Genomic DNA, 21,924 nt, shown 5'->3' with positions numbered 1-21,924 from the left:
GACACTGACCGGCCCAGGACGGGTGCTCGGCCGCGCGACGGTGGATGGCAGGATCGCGAGCATGGTTGATGACAGCACTGCCGCACCCGCCACGGCAGCGGGCGATACGGCCCCGGCGGAGACCGGGCCGTCCACCCTGTGGGTGGAGCGTACGGGTACGCGCCGCTACACCGGTCACAGTTCGCGCGGCGCCGAGGTGCTGATCGGTTCCGAGGGTGTACCCGGTGTGTTCACTCCCGGTGAGCTCCTGAAGATCGCGTTGGCGGCCTGCTCGGGGATGAGTTCGGATTTCCCGCTGTCGCGGCGGCTCGGCGACGATTACGACGCCACTATCCGGGTCTCCGGTGCCGCGGACCGGGAGAACGAGGTGTACCCGCAGCTGGACGAGGTCTTCGAGCTGGACTTGAGCGAGCTCGATCCGGTAGCCCGGGATCGCCTGCTGGTGACGGTACAGCGGGCCATCGACAAGGTGTGCACGGTCGGCCGGACGCTGAAGGCCGGCAGCAAGGTGACCCTGTCGTTCGATATCGATACGGTCGACTGACCGTGGCGGCGGACGCGGACAGCGCCGGGCCGGTGCGGCTGAGTGCCTGGGTGCACGGATATGTGCAGGGTGTGGGCTTCCGCTGGTGGACGCGGGCGCGGGCGTTGGAACTCGGGCTCACCGGGCATGCCACGAACGCGGCCGACGGCCGCGTGCACGTGGTGGCGGAGGGATCTCGGGCAGCGGCCGAGCGGTTGCTGGCGCTGTTGCGTTCGGGGGATACGCCCGGCCGAGTGGATCTGGTGGTGGAGTCCTGGGAGGCCGCGCGGGGTGGGTTACGGGGTTTCGCCGAACGGTAGCGCGGTCCTGATCGCCCGGAGGGTCGCCACGAACTCTTGACATTACACAATGGAAGGTTCACTCTGGGGTGTATTCCATTGTGGAGTGTGGTCCGATCTGTAAGGGGAGCGGTAATGGAGATCACGACGGGCACCCGGGCCTCGGACGCCGAACGCGACCGGATCGTGGCCGACCTGAGCCGGCATCTCGGCGACGGCCGGATCGATCTGACCGAATACGACCAGCGAGTTGCGCAGGTGTATCGCACCACGACCCGCGAGGAACTCACCGGGGTACTCGCGGATCTACCCGCCCCGGCGCCGGCCCGGTCGGCGAAACCGCGCTCACGCTTCCCGATCTGGCAGCGGATCGAGGCGAGCGCGTGGCTCACCGTCAGCGTGCTCGTACTGGTGATCTGGGCGGCGATATCGCTGGGGGTCGGCGAGTTCACCTATTTCTGGCCCGTATGGGTCATCGGCCCGTGGGGCGCGGTGCTGGCAGTGCGGGCGGCAACCGGTATCGAAGGCGGCCACCGCCATCGCCGGAAGATATAACGCCCGGTAGCCTCGGTGACGTCCGGCCGGCGAGCACGCCCGGCCGCGGTGGTCGGCGTACCCGGCAATCGATCGGCCACGACCGGTGCGCCGGATGGGACTCGGCGCCACGGGCCTATACCATGGCTGATCGGCCTGGGTGAGGCGGACTAGTCACGGAGGCGGAAAGGGTCGTCGGCGTTGCACCTGAAGAGCTTGACGTTGAAGGGGTTCAAATCCTTCGCCTCCGCGACGACCCTGCGGTTCGAACCCGGGATCACCTGCGTGGTGGGTCCGAACGGATCCGGAAAATCCAATGTCGTCGACGCGCTCACCTGGGTGATGGGCGAACAGGGCGCCAAAGCTCTGCGCGGCGGCAAGATGCAGGACGTCATCTTCGCCGGCACCACCGGCCGAGCGCCGCTGGGCCGTGCCGAGGTCACGCTGACCATCGACAACTCCGACGGCGCGCTGCCCATCGACTACGCCGAGGTCTCCATCACCCGCCGGATGTTCCGCGACGGCGCCGGGGAATACGAGATCAACGGCAGCACCTGCCGGCTGATGGATGTGCAGGAACTGCTCAGCGACTCCGGTATCGGCCGGGAGATGCACGTCATCGTCGGGCAGGGCCAGCTCTCGGCCATCCTCGAATCGCGCCCCGAGGACCGGCGCTCCTTCATCGAGGAAGCCGCCGGGGTGCTCAAGCACCGCAAACGCAAGGAAAAGGCCGTTCGCAAACTGGATGCGATGCAGGCCAACCTGGCCCGGCTCACCGACCTCACCACCGAACTCCGCCGCCAGCTCAAACCGCTGGGTCGGCAGGCGGAGGTGGCGCGCCGGGCGCAGACGGTGCAGGCGGATCTGCGCGATGCCCGGTTGCGGCTGGCCGCCGACGATCTGGTCACCCGGCGCACCGAGCTGGAGAGTCAGCAGAGCAAAGAGGCCTACGCGCGGGAACAGCAGATCACCGTGCAGAGCGAACTCGACGCCGCCAATGCGGCGCTCGCTCAGCAGGAGTACCAGCTCTCGCAGCTCACACCGGGTGCCGAGGCCGCGGGACAGCTGTGGTTCCAGCTGTCCGCGTTATCCGAACGGGTCAACGCCACCATCCGGATCGCCGGGGATCGCGCCCGCCACCTGGATACCTCCGCACCCGCGAACACCGGCCGCGACCCCGATCAGCTCGAGGCCGAAGCCGATCGGGTGGAGGCCGAGGAAGCCGAACTGCGCGAGGCCGTCGAGATGGCCACCGAAACGCTGGAGGCCGCGCGCGACAGCCTCGCCGAACGCGAGCACGCGGCCAAAGCCGCCGAACAGGCGCATCTGGCCGCGGTGCGGGCCATCGCCGACCGGCGCGAAGGGCTGGTCCGGCTGTCCGGGCAGGTCGAGAATCTGCGCACGCGCGCCCAATCGATCGATGCCGAGATCGTGCGGTTGTCCTCCGCGATCGCGGAGGCCCGGGCCCGGGGTACCGCGGCACGCACCGAATTCGACACCGTCCAGGACGAACTGGCCGAGCTGGACGCCGGGGAAGCCGGGCTGGACGCCCAGCACGAACACGCCGTGGAAGCTCTCGATCTGGCCGACCGCCGGGTCACCGAACTGCGCGCCGAGGACCGGGAGGCCGGTCGTCTGGTCGCCTCGCTGACCGCGCGGATCGAAGCGCTCGGCATGAATCTGGCCAGTCGTGACGGCGCGGCCTGGCTCACCGAGAACCATCCGGCCGGACTGCTGGGTCCGCTGTCGGAACAACTGCGTGTGCACAACGGATTCGAGTCCGCAGTCGCGGCGGTGCTCGGCCCGGTGGCCGAAGCCGTGGTGGCCGATACCGGTGAGACGGCGCTCAGTGCCCTGCGGGCGCTCGGGAAGGCGGACGGCGGGCGGGCCGCGCTCGTGTACGAGGGATCCGGGGAATCGCAGGCGGATACGGATCGGGCCCTGCCCGGATCCGCTCGGTGGTTGCTCGATGTCGTGGATTGCCCCGGGCCGGTCCGGGCTGCCGTGGTGGCGCTGACCCACCGGGTCGCGGTGGTCGACGATCTGGACGCCGCGGCCGCGCTGCTGGGTGAACGTCCGGAACTGCGGGTGGTCACCCGCGAGGGCGATCTGGCCGGGACCGGCTGGCTGATCGGCGGTTCGGACCGGTCACCGAGCCGGTTGGAGATCCAGGCGCGTATCGATGCCGCCGAGGCCGATCTGGTCGCCGCCCGCCGCCGGGCCGAGGAATTGGAAGCGAGCCTGGCCGGGGCGCTCGAGGAGCAGACCGACCGCAAAGAAGCCGTCGACCACACATTGCTCGCCCTGCACGAATCCGATCAGGCCCTCAACGGGGTCTACGAGCGGCTCGGCCGGCTGGGCTCGGCGGTCCGTTCGGCCGATGCCGAATCGGAACGGCTGACCGGCCAGCGCGCCGAAGCCGAGACGGCGCACGAGAAAGCGGTCACCGGGCTGGCCGAACTCGAGGACCGGCTGCGGCACGCCGAGCGGGAACAGGCCGAGACCGACAGTGATACCGCGGGAGCGGCCGGCACCGAGGCCGCCGCGCTGGCCCGGGAGGAAGCCGCCGCCGCGCTCGCCGAGGCCCGGTCCATGGAGGTCGAGGCGCGGCTGACGGTGCGCACGGCCGAGGAACGGGCCGAATCGGTTCGCGGTAAAGCGGATTCGCTGCGCCGCGCCGCCCGGGCCGAACGTGAGGCACGGGCCCGGGCCGAACGCGCGCAGGCCGCTCGCCGGCAGGCGGCCCGGGTCGCCGCCGCGGTCGCCGAATCCGGTGCGGACCTGGCGGCCGAACTCGGGAAGGTGGTGGCGGCCGCCGCCGGCCGCCGCGACGAACTGGTCCGGCGGCGCACCGAATGCGCCGGCCAGGTGGACCGGATCAAAGAGCGGGTGCGGGCCCTGGGTGCGCAGCTCGGGCAGCTCACCGACGCGGTGCACCGTGACGAAGTCGCCAAAGCACAGGCGGCGCTGCGGATCGAACAGCTGGAAACGACCATCGCCGAACAGTTCGGTATCGCACTCGACGATCTGATCGCCGAATACGGCCCCGGGGTCGCACTACCGCCCAGCGAGCTGGAGTTACGGGAGTACGAGCAGGCCAAGGAGCGCGGCGAACAGGTGACAGCGCCCGCGCCGATGCCCTTCGATCGCGCGTCGCAGGAGCGGCGTGCCAAACGTGCCGAGAAGGATCTGGCCACCCTCGGCAAGGTCAACCCGCTGGCGCTGGAAGAGTTCGCGGCGCTCGAGGAGCGCTACAACTTCCTGGCCACCCAGCTCGAGGACGTCAAGAAGGCCCGCCAGGACCTGCTGGAAGTGGTGGCCGAGGTGGACGCGCGGATCCTGCAGGTCTTCACCGAGGCCTACGCCGATGTGGAACGGGAGTTCGTCCAGGTCTTCGCGGCCCTGTTCCCCGGCGGCGAGGGCCGGCTGCTGCTCACCGATCCCACCGATATGCTCACCACCGGTATCGAAGTGGAGGCTCGGCCGCCCGGTAAGAAGGTCAAACGGCTGTCGCTGCTCTCCGGTGGGGAGAAATCACTGACCGCCGTGGCCTTGCTGGTCGCCATCTTCCGGGCCCGGCCCTCGCCCTTCTACGTCATGGACGAGGTGGAGGCGGCACTCGACGACACCAACCTGCGCCGGCTCATCGGACTGTTCGAGCAGTTGCGGGAGAAGAGCCAGCTGATCGTCATCACCCACCAGAAACCGACCATGGAGATCGCCGACGCGCTCTACGGCGTGAGTATGCGCGGCGACGGGATCACCCAGGTCATCTCGCAGCGGTTGCGCGGGGCGGATCAGGTCACCGACACCCCGACGTGATGCAGGTGCCGGACGGCCTTCTTGCTTTCGTGAACCCGTTATCGCACGTCGGTGGCGGTTCACTCCGCGCGGGGCCGGACGACGGCCCAGGGGCGGGACGCCTCCACCGGTGGGCAGTATCGCCGCCGAAACCTTCCGCCCGGCTCCCGGTCTCACTTCACCCAGAGGAACCAAGGTTCGGGCGCGTTCATGACCTTCCGGCAATTGAAGTAACTGAGGCCGGAGGACATGTCCAAGAGGTTGTTGCCCTGGTCGATGCAGGCCCTTCACGCAGCCGTCACGGGAGCGAGGGGTGCGGTGCGGCACGATGGCCGCACCGGCCGCCGGGGCACGGCCGATTCCGGAACGTCGGCCGGCCGGTGCGGTTCAGAGAAGGTCGCTGACGTCGTCGGGTACATCGACCGCGTATTTGCGCAGGATCTCCATCGCTATCACTTCCAGGGCATTCTCATGGGTCGCCGCCAGCACCACCGGTGCGGCGACACCGTCCTCGTGCGCGTGTAGCCAGCGCACCGCCACGACACACCATCTGTCCCCCGGTTGGAGTCCGGGGAAATTGTTCTCCGGACGAGGCGTGCTCAGATCATTACCGATCGACGCCTGATGTTCGAGGAACTCGGCTGTGACGACCGTGCACACGGTGTGGCTGCCCAGATCCTCCGGGCCGGTGCTGCAGCAGCCGTCCCGGTAGAAGCCGGTCAGAGGATCGGTGCCGCACTCTTGTAGCGGACCCCCAAGCACGTTTCGATCGGTCACATCGCCGATCCTATTGGCCTGTAGCGAGAAGTTCCGCAGGACAAGAAATCTCACCGGCCGTGTTCGCGGGGCTGAGCTGGGGATGTGCCGGATGGCCGGCGATTGTCGGAGCCGGTCGCCGCGCGGGCCGGGCCGGGTGACCTGCCGCTCGAGGGCGCTCTGCAAGGATGGGCGGCGTGAGTGCGCAAGCCTGGATTCTGATCGCAGTGATCGCCGCCGTACTGCTGGTCGCGCTCGTGGCCGGTTTCGTCCGGTACAAGCGCGGCCGGGTATCGCTGACGGCGTCGGCGGAGAAAGACGAGCTGACCGACCGCTCGGGTGGGTATCAGGCGGCGGGTGGATTCTCCTTCAGCCAGGGCGGGCAGGGCGCCACCGCCGCCCCCGCACCGCCGGGACCGACTCCCACGGAGCCGTCGGCTCCGAGTCCCACTGAGCGGACCGATGTGGAGGGGCAGCCGCATATCGGCGACGACGCGGCCATCCCACGAGACGCGCCGCGTCGCGGGATCACAGACGTACCGCTGCCGGATATCGATACCGTCGATTCCGATCCGGCCGCGGCCGGAACAGAGTCCGCCACCACCGCCGACACCGGCACCGTCTCGCCGGAAACGGCGCAGACGCCGCCGGCCGGGACGACGCCCACGAACGAGGCCCCGGCGACCGGGACGGCCGCGGAGTCGGCCGAGGTCGATGCGGACGCCGCTCCCGCCGCCCCTGAAACTGTGCAGCCCGAGCAGGCGGGCGCGCCCGCCGAGGCCGGTACCGAGGCCGCGGTGGTCGCCCCCGATACCGCCGCCGGGGCCCATCTGGTTCCCGAGGTGGAGGAGATCGAACCGACCTCCGGTCGGCTGACCCGGCTGCGTGGCCGGCTGTCCCGGTCCCAGAACGCGGTCGGGAAGAGTCTGCTGGGGCTGCTCGGCGGCGGCGACCTGGACGAGGCTTCCTGGGAAGAGGTCGAGGACACGCTGGTCCTGGCCGATATCGGTACCGCGGTCACCACCGTCATCGTGGAACGGCTGCGCGCGGAGATGGCCGCACGCAGTGTGCGCACCACCGACGACGCGCGGGCGGTACTGCGTGAGGTGCTGATCGAATCGCTGCGGCCGGAGCTGGACCGTTCGGTGCGTGCGCTGCCGCATGCCGACCATCCGTCGATCCTGCTGGTGGTCGGCGTGAACGGCACCGGCAAGACGACCACCACAGGCAAGCTCGCCCGGGTACTGGTGGCCGACGGCCGCCGGGTGCTGCTCGGCGCCGCGGATACTTTCCGGGCCGCCGCGGCCGACCAGTTGCAGACCTGGGGCGAGCGGGTCGGCGCGGAAACCGTCCGCGGTCGCGAGGGCGCCGACCCGGCCGCTGTCGCGTTCGACGCCGTATCCAGCGGAATCGACGCGGGAGTCGACGTCGTACTGATCGATACCGCGGGCCGATTACACACCAAGACCGGGCTCATGGACGAACTGGGCAAGGTCAAACGAGTGGTCGAGAAGAAGGCCTCGGTGGACGAGGTGCTGCTGGTCCTCGATGCCACCGTGGGCCAGAACGGTCTCGCGCAGGCCCGTATCTTCGCCGAGGTCGTCGATATCAGCGGTGTGGTGCTGACGAAGCTCGACGGTACCGCCAAGGGCGGAATCGTCTTCCAGATCCAGCACGAACTCGGGGTGCCGGTCAAACTGGTGGGTCTGGGGGAAGGCGCCGACGATCTGGCCCCGTTCGAACCGTCGGCCTTCGTGGACGCACTCCTGGGCTAGACCCTCGCGGGTGCGCTCCTCGGCTGGATCCGCGCAGCTCCGGCGTGTCGCACAGCGGTCCGGAAACCTCCGCACAGCCTGCGCAACATGCCTGAAACATTGCGGCGCGATCCATTCACCTAGGTGAAACACCCGGGCGTCACGGATGAAACACCGAATGAGGACCCTTCAGTAGCGGGCCCGATGTCGCGCGAGCGGCGGGCCAGAAGATGAGGGAGGAAACTGGTGGAAACCGTGATCGGCACGCCCAATGCCGGCGACACCGCATGGATACTGACGAGCGCGGCGCTCGTCCTGTTGATGACACCCGGGCTGGCGTTCTTCTACGGCGGTATGGTCCGTGGGAAGAACGTGCTCAATATGATCATGATGAGCATCAGCGCGATGGCCGTGGTCACCGTGCTCTGGGTGCTGTACGGCTTCTCGGTCGCGTTCGGCACCGATAAAGGCGGACTGGTCGGCGACCCCGGGCAGTTCTTCGGCCTGAAGACCCTGATCGCCGGATTCGGCGACGAATCGGCGGGCGTACCGCTCATCGGGACGCTGCCGGCGACCGTTTTCGTCGCGTTCCAGGCGATGTTCGCGATCATCACCGTCGCGCTGATCTCCGGTGCGGTGGCCGACCGCCTGAAGTTCAGCGCCTGGCTGGTGTTCAGCGCCATCTGGGCCACCGTGGTGTACTTCCCGGTCGCGCACTGGGTCTGGGGTGGCGGCTGGATCATGGAGAAGGTCGAGGCCATCGACTTCGCCGGTGGTACCGCCGTCCACATCAACTCCGGTGCCGCGGCGCTCGCGCTGGCCATCGTGGTCGGTAAGCGCGCGGGTTGGCCGAAAACCCCCTTCCGCCCGCACAACCTGCCCTTCGTCATGCTGGGCGCCGCACTGCTGTGGTTCGGCTGGTTCGGTTTCAACGCCGGTTCGGCGGCCGCGGCCGACGGAGTCGCTGGTGCGACCTTCATCACGACCCTGGTCGCGACCGCCGCCGCGATGATCACCTGGCTGGTGGTCGAGAAGATCCGCGACGGCAAGCCCACCTCGCTGGGTGCGGCCTCGGGTATCGTCGCCGGTCTGGTCGCCATCACACCGTCCTGTTCGTCGGTGAACGTGCTGGGTGCCCTGGCCATCGGCGCCATCGCCGGAGCTGTCTGCGCGCTGGCGGTCAGCCTGAAGTTCAAACTCGGCTACGACGATTCGCTCGACGTCGTGGGAATCCACCTGGTCGGCGGTATCCTCGGCACGGTGCTGATCGGCTTGTTCGCCGCGCCCGAGGCGCCCGCCGGTGCCGAAGGTCTCTTCTACGGCGGTGACCTCGAGCTGCTGGGCCGTCAGGCCCTCGGCGCGGTCGCTGTTCTCGTGTACTCCTTCGTGATCGCCCTGGTGATCGCGTACGCGATCAAGTTCACGATCGGCCTGCGGGCCGACGCCGAAGCGGAGTCCAACGGTATGGACGATTCCGAACACGCGGAGACGGCATACGATTTCGCTGCACTGGGTGGAACCGCTCGTTCGGCCGTCAAGGAGGCATGAACCCCATGAAACTGATCACCGCAATCGTCAAACCGTTCACGCTCGAAGACGTCAAGACCGGCCTGGAACAGGCGGGCGTATTCGGTATGACCGTGAGTGAGGTCCAGGGATACGGACGGCAGAAGGGCCACACCGAGGTCTACCGCGGTGCGGAGTACTCGGTCGATTTCGTACCGAAGGTCCGGGTCGAGGTCGTGGTCGACGACGCCACGGTCGACCGGGTCGTGGATCTGATCGTCGAGGCGTCGCGGACCGGCAAGATCGGCGACGGCAAGGTCTGGGTGACCCCGGTCGAGACGATCGTCCGGGTCCGGACCGGGGAACGCGGCACCGACGCGCTATAGGGCCCCTGCGCGTTCGGCGCGACAGCGGGTGCAAACGATGACGCGGCCCCGCTCCCACCGGTTACCGGTCGGGGCGGGGTCGCCTGCGTGAACGGGTGGTGGTTTCGTTGGGAGACAACCGGCAGGAACGGGAGCCAGGGCGGGCCGGCGGTGGACGGCCCGCGGCAGCGGCCGCCCTGTCGCACGGCGCCGCCGATCTGGTGCGGGCCCGGGATCAACTGCTGGGAGGTGGCGCGCCCCGGCATCCGCGGCTGGATGCCGAATCGCTGCGCGCGGCACTGGTCGATCTGTACGAGCTCTGGCTCACCAGCAAGGGCGCCGAAGTGGGGATCACAGCGGACAGCGGGCTGGCGATCATGGCCGTCGGCGGCCTCGGCCGCCGCGAAATGCTGCCGTACTCCGATCTGGATCTGGTGCTGTTGCACGAGGATATGGATCCGAAACGGGTCGCCGAGATCGCCGATCGGCTCTGGTATCCGCTATGGGACGCGCATATCAAACTCGACCACAGTGTGCGGACGGTTCCGCATGCGCTGAAGGTGGCGTCCGACGATCTGGTGGCCGCGCTCGGCATGCTCGACGCCCGGCACATCGTCGGCAACTCCGAGCTCAGCGACCGAGTGAGCGCGGGGATCCGCAAGGACTGGCGCAGCGGGATCCGGGGACGGTTCGACGAACTGGTCGGCGGTGTCCGCGTCCGGTGGGAACGCAGCGGCCAGGTCGCCCACCGCAGTGAACCGGATCTGAAGAACGGCCGTGGGGGACTGCGCGATATCCAGCTACTGGACGCGCTCGCCATCGCCCAGCTCACCGATGCCATGCCCGGGCTCGGTCCGGACGCGCCCGGCGGCGGTCTGGAACAAGCTCATCGTCGGCTACTGGATGTGCGCACCGAACTGCACCGGGTCGCGGGCCGGGCCCGCGACCAGTTGCGCGCCCAGGACGCCGACGAGATCGGAGCCGCGCTGCGGATCGGCGACCGATTCGATCTGGCTCGAACGCTCAGCGACGCGGCGCGCACCGTCGGCTATTCGGTCGATGTGGGGCTGCGCACCGCGGGTAACGCGCTGCCGCGCCGCGGTCTGGCCCGGCTGCGCCGGATGCCGGTACGGCGCCCGCTCGACGAGGGCGTGGTCGAGCACGCCGGAGAAGTGGTGCTGGCCAGGGATGCCCGGCCCCAGCGCGATCCCGGGCTGGTGCTGCGGGTCGCCGCGGCCTCCGCCCAGACCGGGCTGCCGATGTCGGCGACGACCCTGAACCGCCTGTCCGAGGACGCTCCGGAACTGCGCGAACCGTGGCCCAAGGACGCGTCGAACGATCTGCTGGTGCTGCTCGGCGCGGGTCGCGGCGTGATCGACGCGGTGGAGGCGTTGGACCGGACCGGTCTGTGGGGCAGGCTGCTTCCGGAATGGGGGGCGATCCGGGATCTGCCGCCGCGCGACGCTGTGCACGTCTGGACGGTGGACCGGCATTCGGTGGAAACGGTTGCCTATGCCAGCGCTCTGAGTACCCGAGTCGCCCGGCCGGACCTGCTGGCACTCGGTGCGCTGCTGCACGATATCGGCAAGGGCCGCGTCGAGGACCACTGCGCGGTGGGCGCCGAACTCGCCACCCAGATCGGACGCCGGATGGGGCTGTGGCCCTCGGATGTGGACACCCTGAGCGCCATGGTGCGCCACCACCTGTTGTTGCCCGATGTGGCCACGCACCGCGATATCGACGACCCCGGCACCGTGCAGTACGTCGTCGACGCGCTCGACAACGATCCGCAGCGGCTCGAACTGCTGCACGCGCTGGCCGAGGCGGATTCGCTGGCCACCGGGCCCGGCGTATGGGGTGACTGGAAGTCCACGCTGATCGGCGAACTGGTCCGGCGGTGCCGCACGGTGATGGCGGGGGAGGAACTTCCCGAACCCGAACCCATCCCGGAGGAACTGCTGGCCCGCGCGGCCGCCGGTGGTGTGCATGTCGACATGGTGCCGGGGGAAGGGAAATACACCCATATCGCCACCGTGATCGCCCCGGATACCCCGGGGCTGCTGTCGAACACCGCGGGCGTACTGGCACTGCATTCGTTGCGGGTGCTGTCGGCGTCGGTCGGCGGGGCGGGGCAGTCGGCGGTCAACACCTTCGTGGTGACACCGACTTTCGGTGGCCCGCCGGACGCGGGCCTGCTGCGCCAGGAGATCAAACGGGCCGTCGCCGGGGATCTGGATGTGCGGGCGACGCTGGACGCGCGGGAACGGGATTCGCTCGGCGCCGCGCGATATGCCCAGGCCGAGCCTCGTTTGCTGTGGGCCGAGACCGCGATTCCGGGTCGGCTCATCCTGCAGCTACGGGCCGAGGACCGGATCGGCCTACTCTGCCGGCTGGCCGCGGTACTGGCGACCGCGGGCGCCGATGTGTGCTGGGCGAAGGTTGTGACGATGGGGTCGTTCGTGGTGGACGTCTTCTGTGTGGACCTGGGTGCGCGAACCGGTCCGGACCGGCGAGCCGAGATCGAATCGGCGATCCTCGCGGTGGTGCCGCGACCGGCTCCGCGCACACCCCCGGAGCCGGAGCAGAACTAGCGTTCGAGACGAAGGTCACCGTTGCGCGTCGATTGCTCACCGTTTGCCAACATGTCGGCGGCGGTGCCGGACCGGGCCCCTAACATTCGGGTGGTCAGCTGTCGCGCTCATGAGGGGAGCAGGTCGGTGGCAATCCAAGTGGTGACCTCGTCGATCATGACCAGCGATATGACACCGCACATCGCCCGATGTGTAGGTGACGCCTACTGGGTGGTGTCCTGGCTGCCGGGGCGCACACTCACCGAACCCCAAGCGATGGCCGCGATGACCGTGGCCGCCGCTGTAGCGACCAACGGGCTACCGCCCGACGACGACTGGTCGCGGTTGGACGCGCTGGCCCGCGAACTCGGCCTCACCGGCCGCGAGGCCGCCTATCTCGTCGCTGTGGAACAGCACGACTACCGCCGCGGGTTCTCCAGTGTCGATGGCGCCGCCTCCGGCGTCGCGGGGTCGGAGCCCTATTGATGGCGGCGCCTTCGGCGCCGCTGGGCGGGGCCCTATTAACCCCGGTTCTTCACTCCTTCGCTCAGTCGCTGCGCTCCTTCGCTACGTCGCTCCAGAACCGGGGCGGGCCCCGCCACTGAGGTAAACCATCCGGAGTAGGCGGAAGGTTGTGCGGAGGAGTGGCTCGGTCGGCGTGGGTAGGTCGCCGACTCTGTGAGTGCCGTGGCGACCTCAGCGTCGCCGAGCTCCGCTTCGCGGTCGGCTGCTCAACAGTCGCCGACCGCCGGCCGGTCGACCGCATACGGGCGCGATCGGTCGCTGCGCTGCTTCGCTCTGTTGCTCCATATCCGAGGTGGGCCCCGATTGCGGGCCGACTGCTCCGGCGACGATCTACGGTGATGTGTGCGAGCAGTCCGGTGCGGGCCCACGCCCCCGCCGGGCCGCCAGCTACTCTGGGACGCCCATTACCCTGGGACTCAGTGACGTCACTCGAGATCAGGAGCGCACCAGGTGTTCGAATCCCTATCCGACCGGTTGACCGGTGCCCTGAAGGATCTTCGCGGTAAGGGACGCCTGTCGCCGGCCGATATCGACGCCACCTGCCGGGAGATCCGCCTGGCGCTGCTGGAGGCCGACGTCGCGCTGCCCGTGGTCCGCGGTTTCATCGGCCGGATCAAGGAACGGGCCAAGGGCGCGGAGGTCTCCGCCGCACTCAACCCGGCTCAGCAGGTCGTCAAGATCGTCAACGAGGAACTCGTCGGGATCCTCGGCGGCGAGACCCGGCGGCTGACGCTGGCCAAGACCCCGCCGACGGTGATCATGCTCGCCGGTCTGCAGGGTGCCGGTAAGACCACACTGGCGGGCAAGCTCGCCAAATGGCTGCGTGATCAGGGGCATCAGCCGCTGCTGGTGGCCTGCGATCTACAGCGCCCCGGCGCGGTGACCCAGTTGCAGGTGGTCGGTGAACGCGCCGGCGTACCGGTGTTCGCGCCGCATCCGGGCACCTCGATCGGCGGCGGCGAGAACGCCCTCGGTGTCACCGCGGCCGATCCGGTCGTGGTGGCCGAATCCGGTATCGCCGAGGCGCGCGCCAAACAGTACGACGTCGTGATCGTCGATACCGCCGGTCGGCTCGGTATCGACGCCGAACTCATGGCGCAGGCGGCCGGTATCCGCGACGCGGTGAACCCGGACGAGACCCTGTTCGTCCTCGACGCCATGATCGGCCAGGACGCGGTCTCCACCGCCGAGGCGTTCCGCGACGGTGTCGGCTTCACCGGCGTGGTGCTCACCAAACTCGACGGCGACGCCCGCGGTGGCGCGGCGCTGAGCGTGCGCAATGTCACCGGTGCCCCGATCATGTTCGCCTCCACGGGTGAGAAGCTCGAGGATTTCGACGTCTTCCATCCCGACCGGATGGCCAGCCGCATTCTCGGTATGGGCGATGTACTCACCCTCATCGAGCAGGCCGAACAGGTCTACGACGCGCAGCAGGCCGAGGAGGCGGCGCGCAAGATCGGCAGCGGCGAGCTGACCCTCGAGGATTTCCTCGACCAGATGCTGGCCATCCGCAAGATGGGCCCCATCGGGAACCTGCTGGGGATGCTGCCGGGCGCCGGCCAGATGAAGGATGCGCTCGCCCAGGTCGACGATAAACAGCTCGATCGAGTGCAGGCGATCATCCGCGGTATGACCCCCTCCGAGCGGGAGAATCCGAAGATCATCAACGCCTCTCGCCGACTGCGCATCGCCAACGGGTCGGGGGTCCAGGTCTCCGATGTCAACCAGTTGGTCGACCGGTTCTTCGAGGCCCGCAAGATGATGGCCATGATGGGCCGGCAGATGGGGATGCCCGGTGCCAACCGCCGCAACAAGAAGCAGAAGGGCAAGAAGGGCAAGAAAGGTGGGCGCGGACCCACCCAGCCCAAGATGCGCGGTGGTTTCCCGGGAATGCCCGGTGTGCCCGGCGGCGGGGGCGGTATGCCGGATCTCTCGGGTATGCCTCCCGGTCTGGATCAGCTGCCTCCCGGTCTGGAGAACTTCGACCTCTCGAAGTTCAAGTTCCCCGAGAAGTAACCCGCCGGCGCTCGGAGCGACGGTATCGGCCGACCGAACCGAGCGCCCCGGACAGTGTGTGGCTCACAGATCCGGGCCGACCTGCTCAGACGATGTGAACGCTGCCCCGGGCTACCCGCCCATCGGGCGGGTAGCCCGGCTCCGCCCAGGGCGGGAGCCGGCGTTCGGACGCCGTCGGCGTGCGGTCAGCGTGAGCGGCGACGTGTGACGAATACGACCAGGGCCACAGCGACGATGAGGACGACGGCGACGATCCCCACGGCGATACCGACGACCGTCGAAATGCCCTCGGCGGTGCCGTCGGGCTGGTCACTCGAATTCCCGGAGGCCAGGGGCCCGGAATCCCCGCCGAAGGTCCCGTCGCTCGCGGTGGTGCCCGCGTAACTCGGCCCGGGCTCCGGTTCGCCGGTGATATCGACTTCCAGCTCGATGGGTACCGGCGCGACCTTTTCCGTCGGGCTCAGTTTGACGGCGATGTAGTACCAGCCCGCCATGGCTTGGCCGGCGACTTGGGGATCGGAGGCTTCCCGATTGAGGTACCGGGTCGGCGCGGTCGCGATCGCTTGGTCGTGGGACGGCAGCAGCTGTTCGCTGCCGGTATAGGCCATGGTGTCGGAGTCGAGTTCCGCCCGGTACGGGTTGTAGAGCGTGGTGGCGATATTCGAGGTGTATTCACTGCCCCGTTCCGGGGTCTCGCCGAAACGCACCCGGTAGGCCAGTCCCTGACCCCAATCCAGCTTCACCCGATAGAAGACGAATTCGCCGCGCTGCACGGTATCGGTGTAACGGCCGGTCCCGGGCAGCCCCGCGGCGACATTGAACGAGCCGCCGCCGACGACCGGCGTGGTGGGGCCGTCGGGTGCGGTGAACTCCACCGCGGCGGGCGCGGCCCCGGGGCCGGGATCGGTGACCGCCGGCTCCACCCCCACGGAAAGCTCTACCGGTAGTTGCGCCGGCGCACTGTCGGAGGCCGCACCCCACTCCAACGCGAAGTAGTAGCGGCCACCGCCCTGGCAGGCATCGGCGTCCGGGCCGCCGGCGCCGGGCTCCGCCGCGCCCTTCCAGATGCTGCCGACCGTCAACGCGACCCCGTCGCCGGACCGGGTGGCCAGTTCTTTCTCCTCGGTACGGCAATCCTGGCCGTCGGCACCGTAGACCCGGAGATCGAGCCTGTCGACAGAACTGAGGGAGTCCTTCGTCCGTGGGAACGAGACCGTGCCGGTGAAGTACGCGGTGGCGCCCTCGGGCACGTCCACCGCGTAGTACCGCGGCTTCTTTCGTTCCAGTACATCCAGATACTGCCCGGGTGTGACCACCGGCGCGTCCCGGTACCCCGGTGTACCCGTGATCGGGGTGCCGACCGCGGCATAGGTGCGTAGGGCGGCGGCGCTGACCCTGGGTAGTACCTGCTCGAGAGTTTTACCGTCTACGGCATCGGTGTAGGTACCGCCGGTGCTCTGTGCGATACAGGTCAGCTGCGCCCGGGAGGGATCGTCGACGCCGAAGCCGATCGCGTGCACGACGATCTCGTTGCCCTGCGCACTGAGTTCACGTGCGACATCGCACGGGTCCGGCGGTGCGCAGGTGTCCTGCCCGTCGGAGACCAGCACGATCGAGCGCGGCCCTTCCTGTGGCAGCGCCGCGGCCGCGGCCCGCAACGAGGTGCCGATCGGGGTGTAGCCGCGCGGCACGATCCGGTCCGCCGCCGCCGTCAATGCCGGCTTGTCGATTGTTCCGGCAGGCTGTAGCACCGCGACGTCCTGGCAGCCTGCGGCCTGTTCCGCATCCGAGGACCCGGTGGACGTCCCGTACACCGTGAGCCCGACCTCCGCCGCGCTCGGTGCCGCGGCGACGAAACTGCGGACCGCGTTCTTGGCCGCGTCCATCTTGGTGCCGCCGCTGGGGTCGGGCGCCAGCATCGAGCCCGACGCGTCCAGTACCAGCATCGTCGGGGCGTACTCGATGCCCTGTTGCGGAGATTGCTGCGCGAGCGCGGGGGCGGCGGCCGGTACGAGCCCGATCACCGCCACCGTTGCGGCTACCAGGGCCCGGCTCGAAATTGACACGCGGTGGTCCTCCCATTCACTGCTGTCCCACTCGAATGGGCACGATCGAGCGGACCCTACGCCGGAGGTCGAGTGGGCGCCATCCGATCCCCGGCCGCCCGGCGCCGGAACACCGGAGCGGTCGACGATGCCACCCCGCCCGGGTTTGCCGACGCCGGGTCCATTCGCCCGGCCCCGCCCGGCCCCGCCCGGCCCCGCCCGGCCCCGCCCGGCCCCGTCGGACACGTCCGGACGTAGCCGACCACCCGCTGCCAGGACACGGTCGGCGCACTCCGTCCGGACGCGGCCCCGGACGCCACTCGGACGGACCGGTTGCGGACTGTGCGAATATCCGCTGACGGGACGACACGCCCGGCAGCGGCGATCCGCGAACTCGGTGAGCCGAGGCGATTACAGGTCCGGTCGAGGTGTCTGGCAGAATGATCGACCGTCCGTATGGACAGTGTCAGCCCGTCTCCGGTCACGTACCGCGCGGCGGTCACACACTTCTTCGCAAAACCGGGCTCGCGATACCGCGTGAGTCGCTGAATTGCGCCGTGACCACTATGAAAGGCAGATCAGCAGATGGCTGTTCGCATCAAACTCACCCGTATGGGCAAGATCCGCAACCCGCAGTACCGCGTCGTCGTCGCGGACGCCCGCACCCGTCGTGACGGCCGGGCCATCGAGTCCATCGGCAAGTACCACCCCAAGGAAGAGCCCTCGCTGATCGAGATCAACTCGGAGCGGGCGCTGTACTGGCTGGGTGTCGGCGCGCAGCCGACCGAACCGGTGCAGCGGCTCCTGGAGATCACCGGCGACTGGCAGAAGTTCAAGGGCCTGCCGGGCACCGAGGGCACCCTGCGGGTCGCCGAGCCCAAGCCGTCCAAGCTGGACCTGTTCAACGCCGCGCTGGCCGCCGCCGACAACGAGCCGACCGCCGAGGCCGTGACCCCCAAGAAGAAGGCCAAGAAGGACAAGGAAGAGGACGCCGCCGAGGCGACCGAATCCACTGAGGCCGCCGAGTAATGAGCGTCGTCGTCGCCGATGCCGTGGAACATCTGGTTCGCGGTATCGTCGCCAATCCCGATGACGTCCGTGTCGAGCTGATCACCGGTCGGCGCGGGCGCACCGTCGAGGTGCATGTCCATCCCGACGATCTGGGCAAGGTCATCGGCCGGGGCGGGCGCACCGCGACCGCCCTGCGTACCCTCGTCGCCGGAATCGGTGGCCGGGGTATCCGGGTCGACGTGGTCGATACCGACCAGTAGATGGAACTCGTCGTGGGCCGGGTCGCCCGCTCGCACGGTGTGCGGGGCGAACTGGTCGTCGATGTACGCACGGACGAACCGGAGGCGCGTTTCGCGCCCGGGTCGGTCTTGCGCGGGCGTGCTGCCCGTTCGACCGAGGTCCGCGATTACACCGTGGAGTCGGCCCGGGAGCATTCGGGCCGGCTCCTCGTGCAACTGGCGGGGGTGACCGACCGGAGTGCCGCCGACGCGCTGCGCGGCACGCTGTTCCTGGTGGACAGCGAGCACCTCGGGCCGTCGGAGGATCCGGACGAGTTCTACGACCACGAACTCGAGGGGCTGCGGGTGCAGCTCACCGACGGGACCGCGGTCGGCACCGTCACCGATGTGTTGCATTCGGCGGCCGGTGAACTGCTCTCGGTCCGTGCCGCCACGGACGGCCGGGAAATCCTCATCCCCTTCGTCACTGCCATGGTGCCCACGGTTTCGATCGCCGACCGTCTGGTCGTGATCGACCCGCCCGAAGGTTTGCTGGATCCGGAATGAGGTGGCCGGCGTCATGAGGATCGACGTGGTCACCATCTTCCCGGAGTACCTGGACCCGCTGCGCACCGCGTTGCTGGGCAAAGCCATCGACAAGGGCGTTATCTCGGTGGACGTCCACGATCTGCGGCGCTGGACCCACGATGTACACAAATCCGTCGACGATTCGCCCTACGGGGGCGGACCCGGGATGGTGATGAAACCCGTGGTCTGGGGCGACGCGCTCGACGAAGTGTGCCCGGACGACGCCCTGCTCGTGGTTCCCACTCCGGCCGGTGTGCCGTTCACCCAGGAGACCGCGCAGCGGTGGGCCGGGGAAGAGCATCTGGTGTTCGCCTGCGGCCGCTACGAGGGTATCGATCAGCGCGTATTCGACGACGCGTCGCGCCGGGCGCGCGTCGAAGAGGTCAGCATCGGTGACTACGTACTGATAGGCGGCGAGGCCGCCGTGCTCGTGATGACCGAGGCCGTCGTCCGATTGATCCCCGGTGTCCTCGGCAACCAGCAGTCACACGAACAGGATTCGTTCTCCGACGGGTTGCTCGAAGGGCCCAGCTACACCCGCCCGGTGAACTGGCGTGGGCTCGAGGTCCCCCCGACCCTGCTCTCCGGCGATCACGCCCGGATCGCAGCCTGGCGGCGGGAACAATCCCTGATCCGCACCCGCGAACGGCGGCCGGATCTGCTGCCCGATACCGACTGACGCGCGCTACTCCGGGGCGTCACGGTGGTGATACGGAACGGGCGACCCGCCGGGTCCAGCAGCAGCGCCCGCCGGGCCGCTCCGGCACCACGGTCACCGACCGCCGGGATCCGGTACCGGAGTCAGGGGATCGCGCCGAGGCGGCGGGCGGCGGCCACGGCTTCGTGCCGCGAGTGCGCGTCGAGTTTGTGCATCGCGCTGCGCAGATAGCTCTTGACCGTCTCGGGTCCCAGCGAAAGCCGCTGTGCGGTCTCCTGATTGGAACAGCCCAACGCGACCTGCAGCAGTACGTCGATTTCGCGCCGCGCGAGCCGGGGCGTTCCGGGAACGGGATCGCCGGCCAGTGCGCGATTCAGCCGTTCGCCCACCTCGCGCAATCTGTCCCGCATCCGCTCGTCACCGGCCGCGTCCGCGATGGCGCGCAGTTCGGCCTGGACGGCACACAACTCCTCGGCCACCAAACCACCGGGGGCAGGGGAGGGCGCGGCGACTTCCAGTAGGCGCAGCCGCCGGTCCACCTCGTCGCGGACGCCGATCTCCGCGGCGAGCCGGCGCCCGCCTTGTACCAAGGCGTCGGCAGTGCGGTCGCCGATGGGGCCGGCGCCCCGAGTCGCGGCGTACAGCACGGCGCGCGAACGACCGGACACCACCACGGGGACCGCGACGACCGACCGGATCCCCTCGCCGAGCACCGGCCCGTCGTAGTGATGCGTGATCGAGAGTGCGCTGCGGTAGTCGGAAACCGATGCCGGCTGTCGTGAATCCACGACCTGGCCACCCAGCCCGGAGGCCCGGGTCACCGACAGCCCGCGCAGTCCGTTGGTCCGCACGCCGGAGAACTCGGTCAGCCGCAGCGTATCGGCATCGACTTCGCCGCCGAACAGCACCGGGACACCGGCGACACTCGCCAGCCGGCGGATCTCGGCGCGTAACGCGTCACTGTCGCGGGGGCGTAAAAGCGACGGGGGAGTGGGCATCGAATGTCACCCCTTTTCGGGGGTAGTGCCGGACCGGGTGTGACCTACATCCTATGGCAACACCGGCCGGACGACCGAGGAGATGCGAGATGGGTGCCGACCCGACCACGCGGGTGCGTGAACTGCTGGACTCCTACGACAGGCTCGACGCCTGCGCCGCGGAGTTGCTGTGCGACCGGCATCCGGCCGATTCCGTGGCATTCACCGTGATCGACAGCGATCTGTCGGCCGTCGATCTCACCTACGGCGAACTGCGTCTGCGGTCCGAACGTTTCGCCGCCGCCCTGGCCGGGCTCGGTGTGGGCCCCGGCGACCAGGTCGCGACACTGATGGCGAAATCGGTGGATCTGGTGGTCGTCCTGCTCGGAATCTGGCGACGCGGTGCCGTGCACGTACCGCTGTTCACTGCGTTCGCCGCCCCCGCCATCGCTTTCCGGCTACAGGCGTCCGGGGCGTCGATCGTGGTCGCCGATCCGGACCAGGCCGGCAAACTGACCCCGGGCGAGGATATGCCCGCGGACCCGCCCTGGCGCACCATCGTCACCGGCGAAACCGGTGCTCCGGGCGCCCTGCGGATGGACGAGCTCACGGTGGCCGGCGGCGGTGTCGAACCGCCGGCCGTGGTGGGCGGCGACGGTTTGCTCGTGCAGTTGTTCACCAGCGGTACCACCGGTACCCCGAAAGGGGTCCCGATCCCGTTGCGCGCCCTGGCCTCGTTCCACGCCTATCAGGAGTTCGCGCTCGACGTCCGCCCCGGCGACGTCTTCTGGAACGCCGCCGATCCGGGCTGGGCCTACGGTCTCTACTACGCGATCCTGGGCCCTTTGGCCTCCGGCACCCGCAGCCTGCTGCTGCACGCCGGATTCTCCCCGGCGCTGACCTGGCAGGTCCTGGAACGTTTCGGCGTCACCAATTTCGCGGCCGCCCCCACTGTCTACCGGGCACTACGAGCGGCCGAGCCGGGGAACCCGGTACGGCTGCGCCGCGCCTCCTCGGCGGGTGAGCCGCTGACCCCGGAGGTGGTGGCCTGGTCCGCGGAGCATCTCGGAGTCGCGGTACGGGATCACTACGGGCAGACCGAACACGGCATGGTCATCTGCAACGCCTGGCACGACGACCTGGATATCGCCGCGCCCGCGGGTTCCATGGGCCGGGCGCTGCCCGGATGGGAATGCGCCGTCCTGTCCGACGACGCGGATACCGAAGCACCGGCCGGGGAGCTGGGCCGTATCGCTGTCGACGCCGAACGCAGTGCCCTGCTGTGGTTCCTCGGCTACCTGGACGCACCGGAACAGACCACCCAGCGCTATACGGCCGACGGCCGCTGGTACCTCACCGGTGATGCCGGTTCGCGCGACGCCGACGGGTATTTCCGCTTCTCCGCCCGCGACGACGATGTGATCATCATGGCCGGGTACCGGATCGGCCCGTTCGATGTCGAGAGCGTGCTGGTGCTGCACGACAATGTCGCCGAAGCCGCGGTCGTCGGACTCCCGGACCCGTTGCGCGGCGAGGTGCTGGAGGCGTTCGTGGTGCTGCGTGGTGAGGTGGCCGGGACCGGCGAGCTGGAAACGGAACTACAGACCCTGGTGAAGGAGAAGTTCGCCGCCCACGCCTACCCGCGTCGTGTGCATTTCGTCCCCGCGCTGCCCAAGACCCCCAGTGGCAAGGTGCAGCGGTTCCTGCTGCGACAGCAGGGGCGCGACGCCGGATAGCCCGGCTTCCACGCGGACCCCGTACGGATGTGGAGCCGGGGC

General features: G+C 69.1%; 18 protein-coding genes. 15 read left to right on the top strand and 3 right to left on the bottom strand.

The genetic code is table 11. The features are described from left to right. Positions 1–61: 61 nt before the first annotated feature. The 4 genes from IEY68_RS04285 (at position 62) to smc (ending at position 5,178) form a co-directional block, all read left to right on the top strand. Positions 62–544: an OsmC family protein gene (locus IEY68_RS04285; RefSeq protein ID WP_062995691.1), complete on the top strand. Its 483-nt coding sequence runs from the start codon at positions 62–64 to the stop codon at positions 542–544. Between the two features lie 2 nt (positions 545–546). Next, positions 547–843, top strand: a complete 297-nt coding sequence (locus IEY68_RS04280; protein ID WP_062995669.1) for an acylphosphatase — start codon at positions 547–549, stop codon at positions 841–843. Between the two features lie 114 nt (positions 844–957). Next, positions 958–1,377, top strand: coding sequence for a DUF1707 SHOCT-like domain-containing protein (locus IEY68_RS04275; RefSeq protein WP_062995667.1), 420 nt, complete (start codon positions 958–960; stop codon positions 1,375–1,377). 180 nt (positions 1,378–1,557) lie between these two features. Then, positions 1,558–5,178, top strand: coding sequence for a chromosome segregation protein SMC (smc, locus tag IEY68_RS04270; protein WP_062995665.1), 3,621 nt, complete (start codon positions 1,558–1,560; stop codon positions 5,176–5,178). Positions 5,179–5,544: 366 nt separating this feature from the next. Here the strand turns inward: smc and IEY68_RS04265 are convergent, their stop codons facing one another. Then, a complete protein-coding gene (locus IEY68_RS04265; protein ID WP_030521801.1) occupies positions 5,545–5,934 on the bottom strand; it encodes a DUF2237 family protein in 390 nt (129 codons plus the stop codon). 167 nt (positions 5,935–6,101) lie between these two features. Here IEY68_RS04265 and ftsY point away from each other — a divergent pair, with 167 nt between their 5' ends. The 6 genes from ftsY to ffh all read left to right on the top strand — a co-directional run bounded on the left by ftsY (position 6,102) and on the right by ffh (position 14,649). Further along, positions 6,102–7,688: a signal recognition particle-docking protein FtsY gene (gene ftsY, locus IEY68_RS04260; protein WP_229718587.1), complete on the top strand. Its 1,587-nt coding sequence runs from the start codon at positions 6,102–6,104 to the stop codon at positions 7,686–7,688. Positions 7,689–7,925: 237 nt separating this feature from the next. Continuing rightward, complete coding sequence (locus IEY68_RS04255; protein WP_308434946.1) at positions 7,926–9,215, top strand: ammonium transporter; 1,290 nt, start codon at positions 7,926–7,928, stop codon at positions 9,213–9,215. 5 nt (positions 9,216–9,220) lie between these two features. Continuing rightward, entirely contained in the window at positions 9,221–9,559 is a 339-nt protein-coding gene (locus IEY68_RS04250) for a P-II family nitrogen regulator (RefSeq protein ID WP_030521796.1), read from the top strand. Between the two features lie 98 nt (positions 9,560–9,657). Beyond that, complete coding sequence (locus IEY68_RS04245; protein WP_444543813.1) at positions 9,658–12,129, top strand: [protein-PII] uridylyltransferase; 2,472 nt, start codon at positions 9,658–9,660, stop codon at positions 12,127–12,129. 126 nt (positions 12,130–12,255) lie between these two features. After that, complete coding sequence (locus IEY68_RS04240; RefSeq protein WP_063916168.1) at positions 12,256–12,594, top strand: hypothetical protein; 339 nt, start codon at positions 12,256–12,258, stop codon at positions 12,592–12,594. A 489-nt stretch (positions 12,595–13,083) separates the two neighbouring features. After that, on the top strand, positions 13,084–14,649 hold the full coding sequence (gene ffh, locus IEY68_RS04235) for a signal recognition particle protein (protein ID WP_062996283.1): 1,566 nt from the start codon (positions 13,084–13,086) through the stop codon (positions 14,647–14,649). 185 nt (positions 14,650–14,834) lie between these two features. On the opposite strand, the gene IEY68_RS04230 is transcribed toward ffh, so the two are convergent. Next, positions 14,835–16,715: a vWA domain-containing protein gene (locus tag IEY68_RS04230; RefSeq protein WP_229718586.1), complete on the bottom strand. Its 1,881-nt coding sequence runs from the start codon at positions 16,713–16,715 to the stop codon at positions 14,835–14,837. 564 nt (positions 16,716–17,279) lie between these two features. Between IEY68_RS04230 and rpsP the strand changes: the two genes are divergently transcribed. The 4 genes from rpsP to trmD are packed head-to-tail and all read left to right on the top strand — an operon-like array spanning position 17,280 to position 19,190. Then, entirely contained in the window at positions 17,280–17,723 is a 444-nt protein-coding gene (rpsP, locus tag IEY68_RS04225; RefSeq protein WP_062996281.1) for a 30S ribosomal protein S16, read from the top strand. Next, on the top strand, positions 17,723–17,965 hold the full coding sequence (locus IEY68_RS04220) for an RNA-binding protein (protein WP_030521790.1): 243 nt from the start codon (positions 17,723–17,725) through the stop codon (positions 17,963–17,965). Before rpsP ends, IEY68_RS04220 begins: the two co-directional genes overlap by 1 nt. Then, complete coding sequence (gene rimM / locus IEY68_RS04215) at positions 17,966–18,490, top strand: ribosome maturation factor RimM (RefSeq protein ID WP_062996279.1); 525 nt, start codon at positions 17,966–17,968, stop codon at positions 18,488–18,490. A gap of 13 nt (positions 18,491–18,503) precedes the next feature. Next, positions 18,504–19,190 carry a tRNA (guanosine(37)-N1)-methyltransferase TrmD gene (trmD, locus tag IEY68_RS04210; RefSeq protein WP_062996309.1) on the top strand — a complete coding sequence of 229 codons (687 nt, stop codon included), beginning with the start codon at positions 18,504–18,506 and terminating at the stop codon, positions 19,188–19,190. A 122-nt stretch (positions 19,191–19,312) separates the two neighbouring features. Here trmD and IEY68_RS04205 read toward each other — a convergent pair whose 3' ends face one another. Further along, positions 19,313–20,167 (bottom strand): helix-turn-helix transcriptional regulator, encoded by an 855-nt coding sequence (locus tag IEY68_RS04205; protein WP_062996276.1) that lies wholly within the window; start codon positions 20,165–20,167, stop codon positions 19,313–19,315. Positions 20,168–20,256: 89 nt separating this feature from the next. Here IEY68_RS04205 and IEY68_RS04200 point away from each other — a divergent pair, with 89 nt between their 5' ends. Beyond that, on the top strand, positions 20,257–21,882 hold the full coding sequence (locus IEY68_RS04200; RefSeq protein ID WP_062996275.1) for an AMP-binding protein: 1,626 nt from the start codon (positions 20,257–20,259) through the stop codon (positions 21,880–21,882). Positions 21,883–21,924 lie beyond the last annotated feature (42 nt).

This window comes from Nocardia jinanensis (genome assembly GCF_014645735.1).
In the GTDB taxonomy this organism is placed as follows: Bacteria; Actinomycetota; Actinomycetes; order Mycobacteriales; family Mycobacteriaceae; genus Nocardia; species Nocardia jinanensis.
This window is presented reverse-complemented; position numbering and strand designations above follow the sequence as displayed.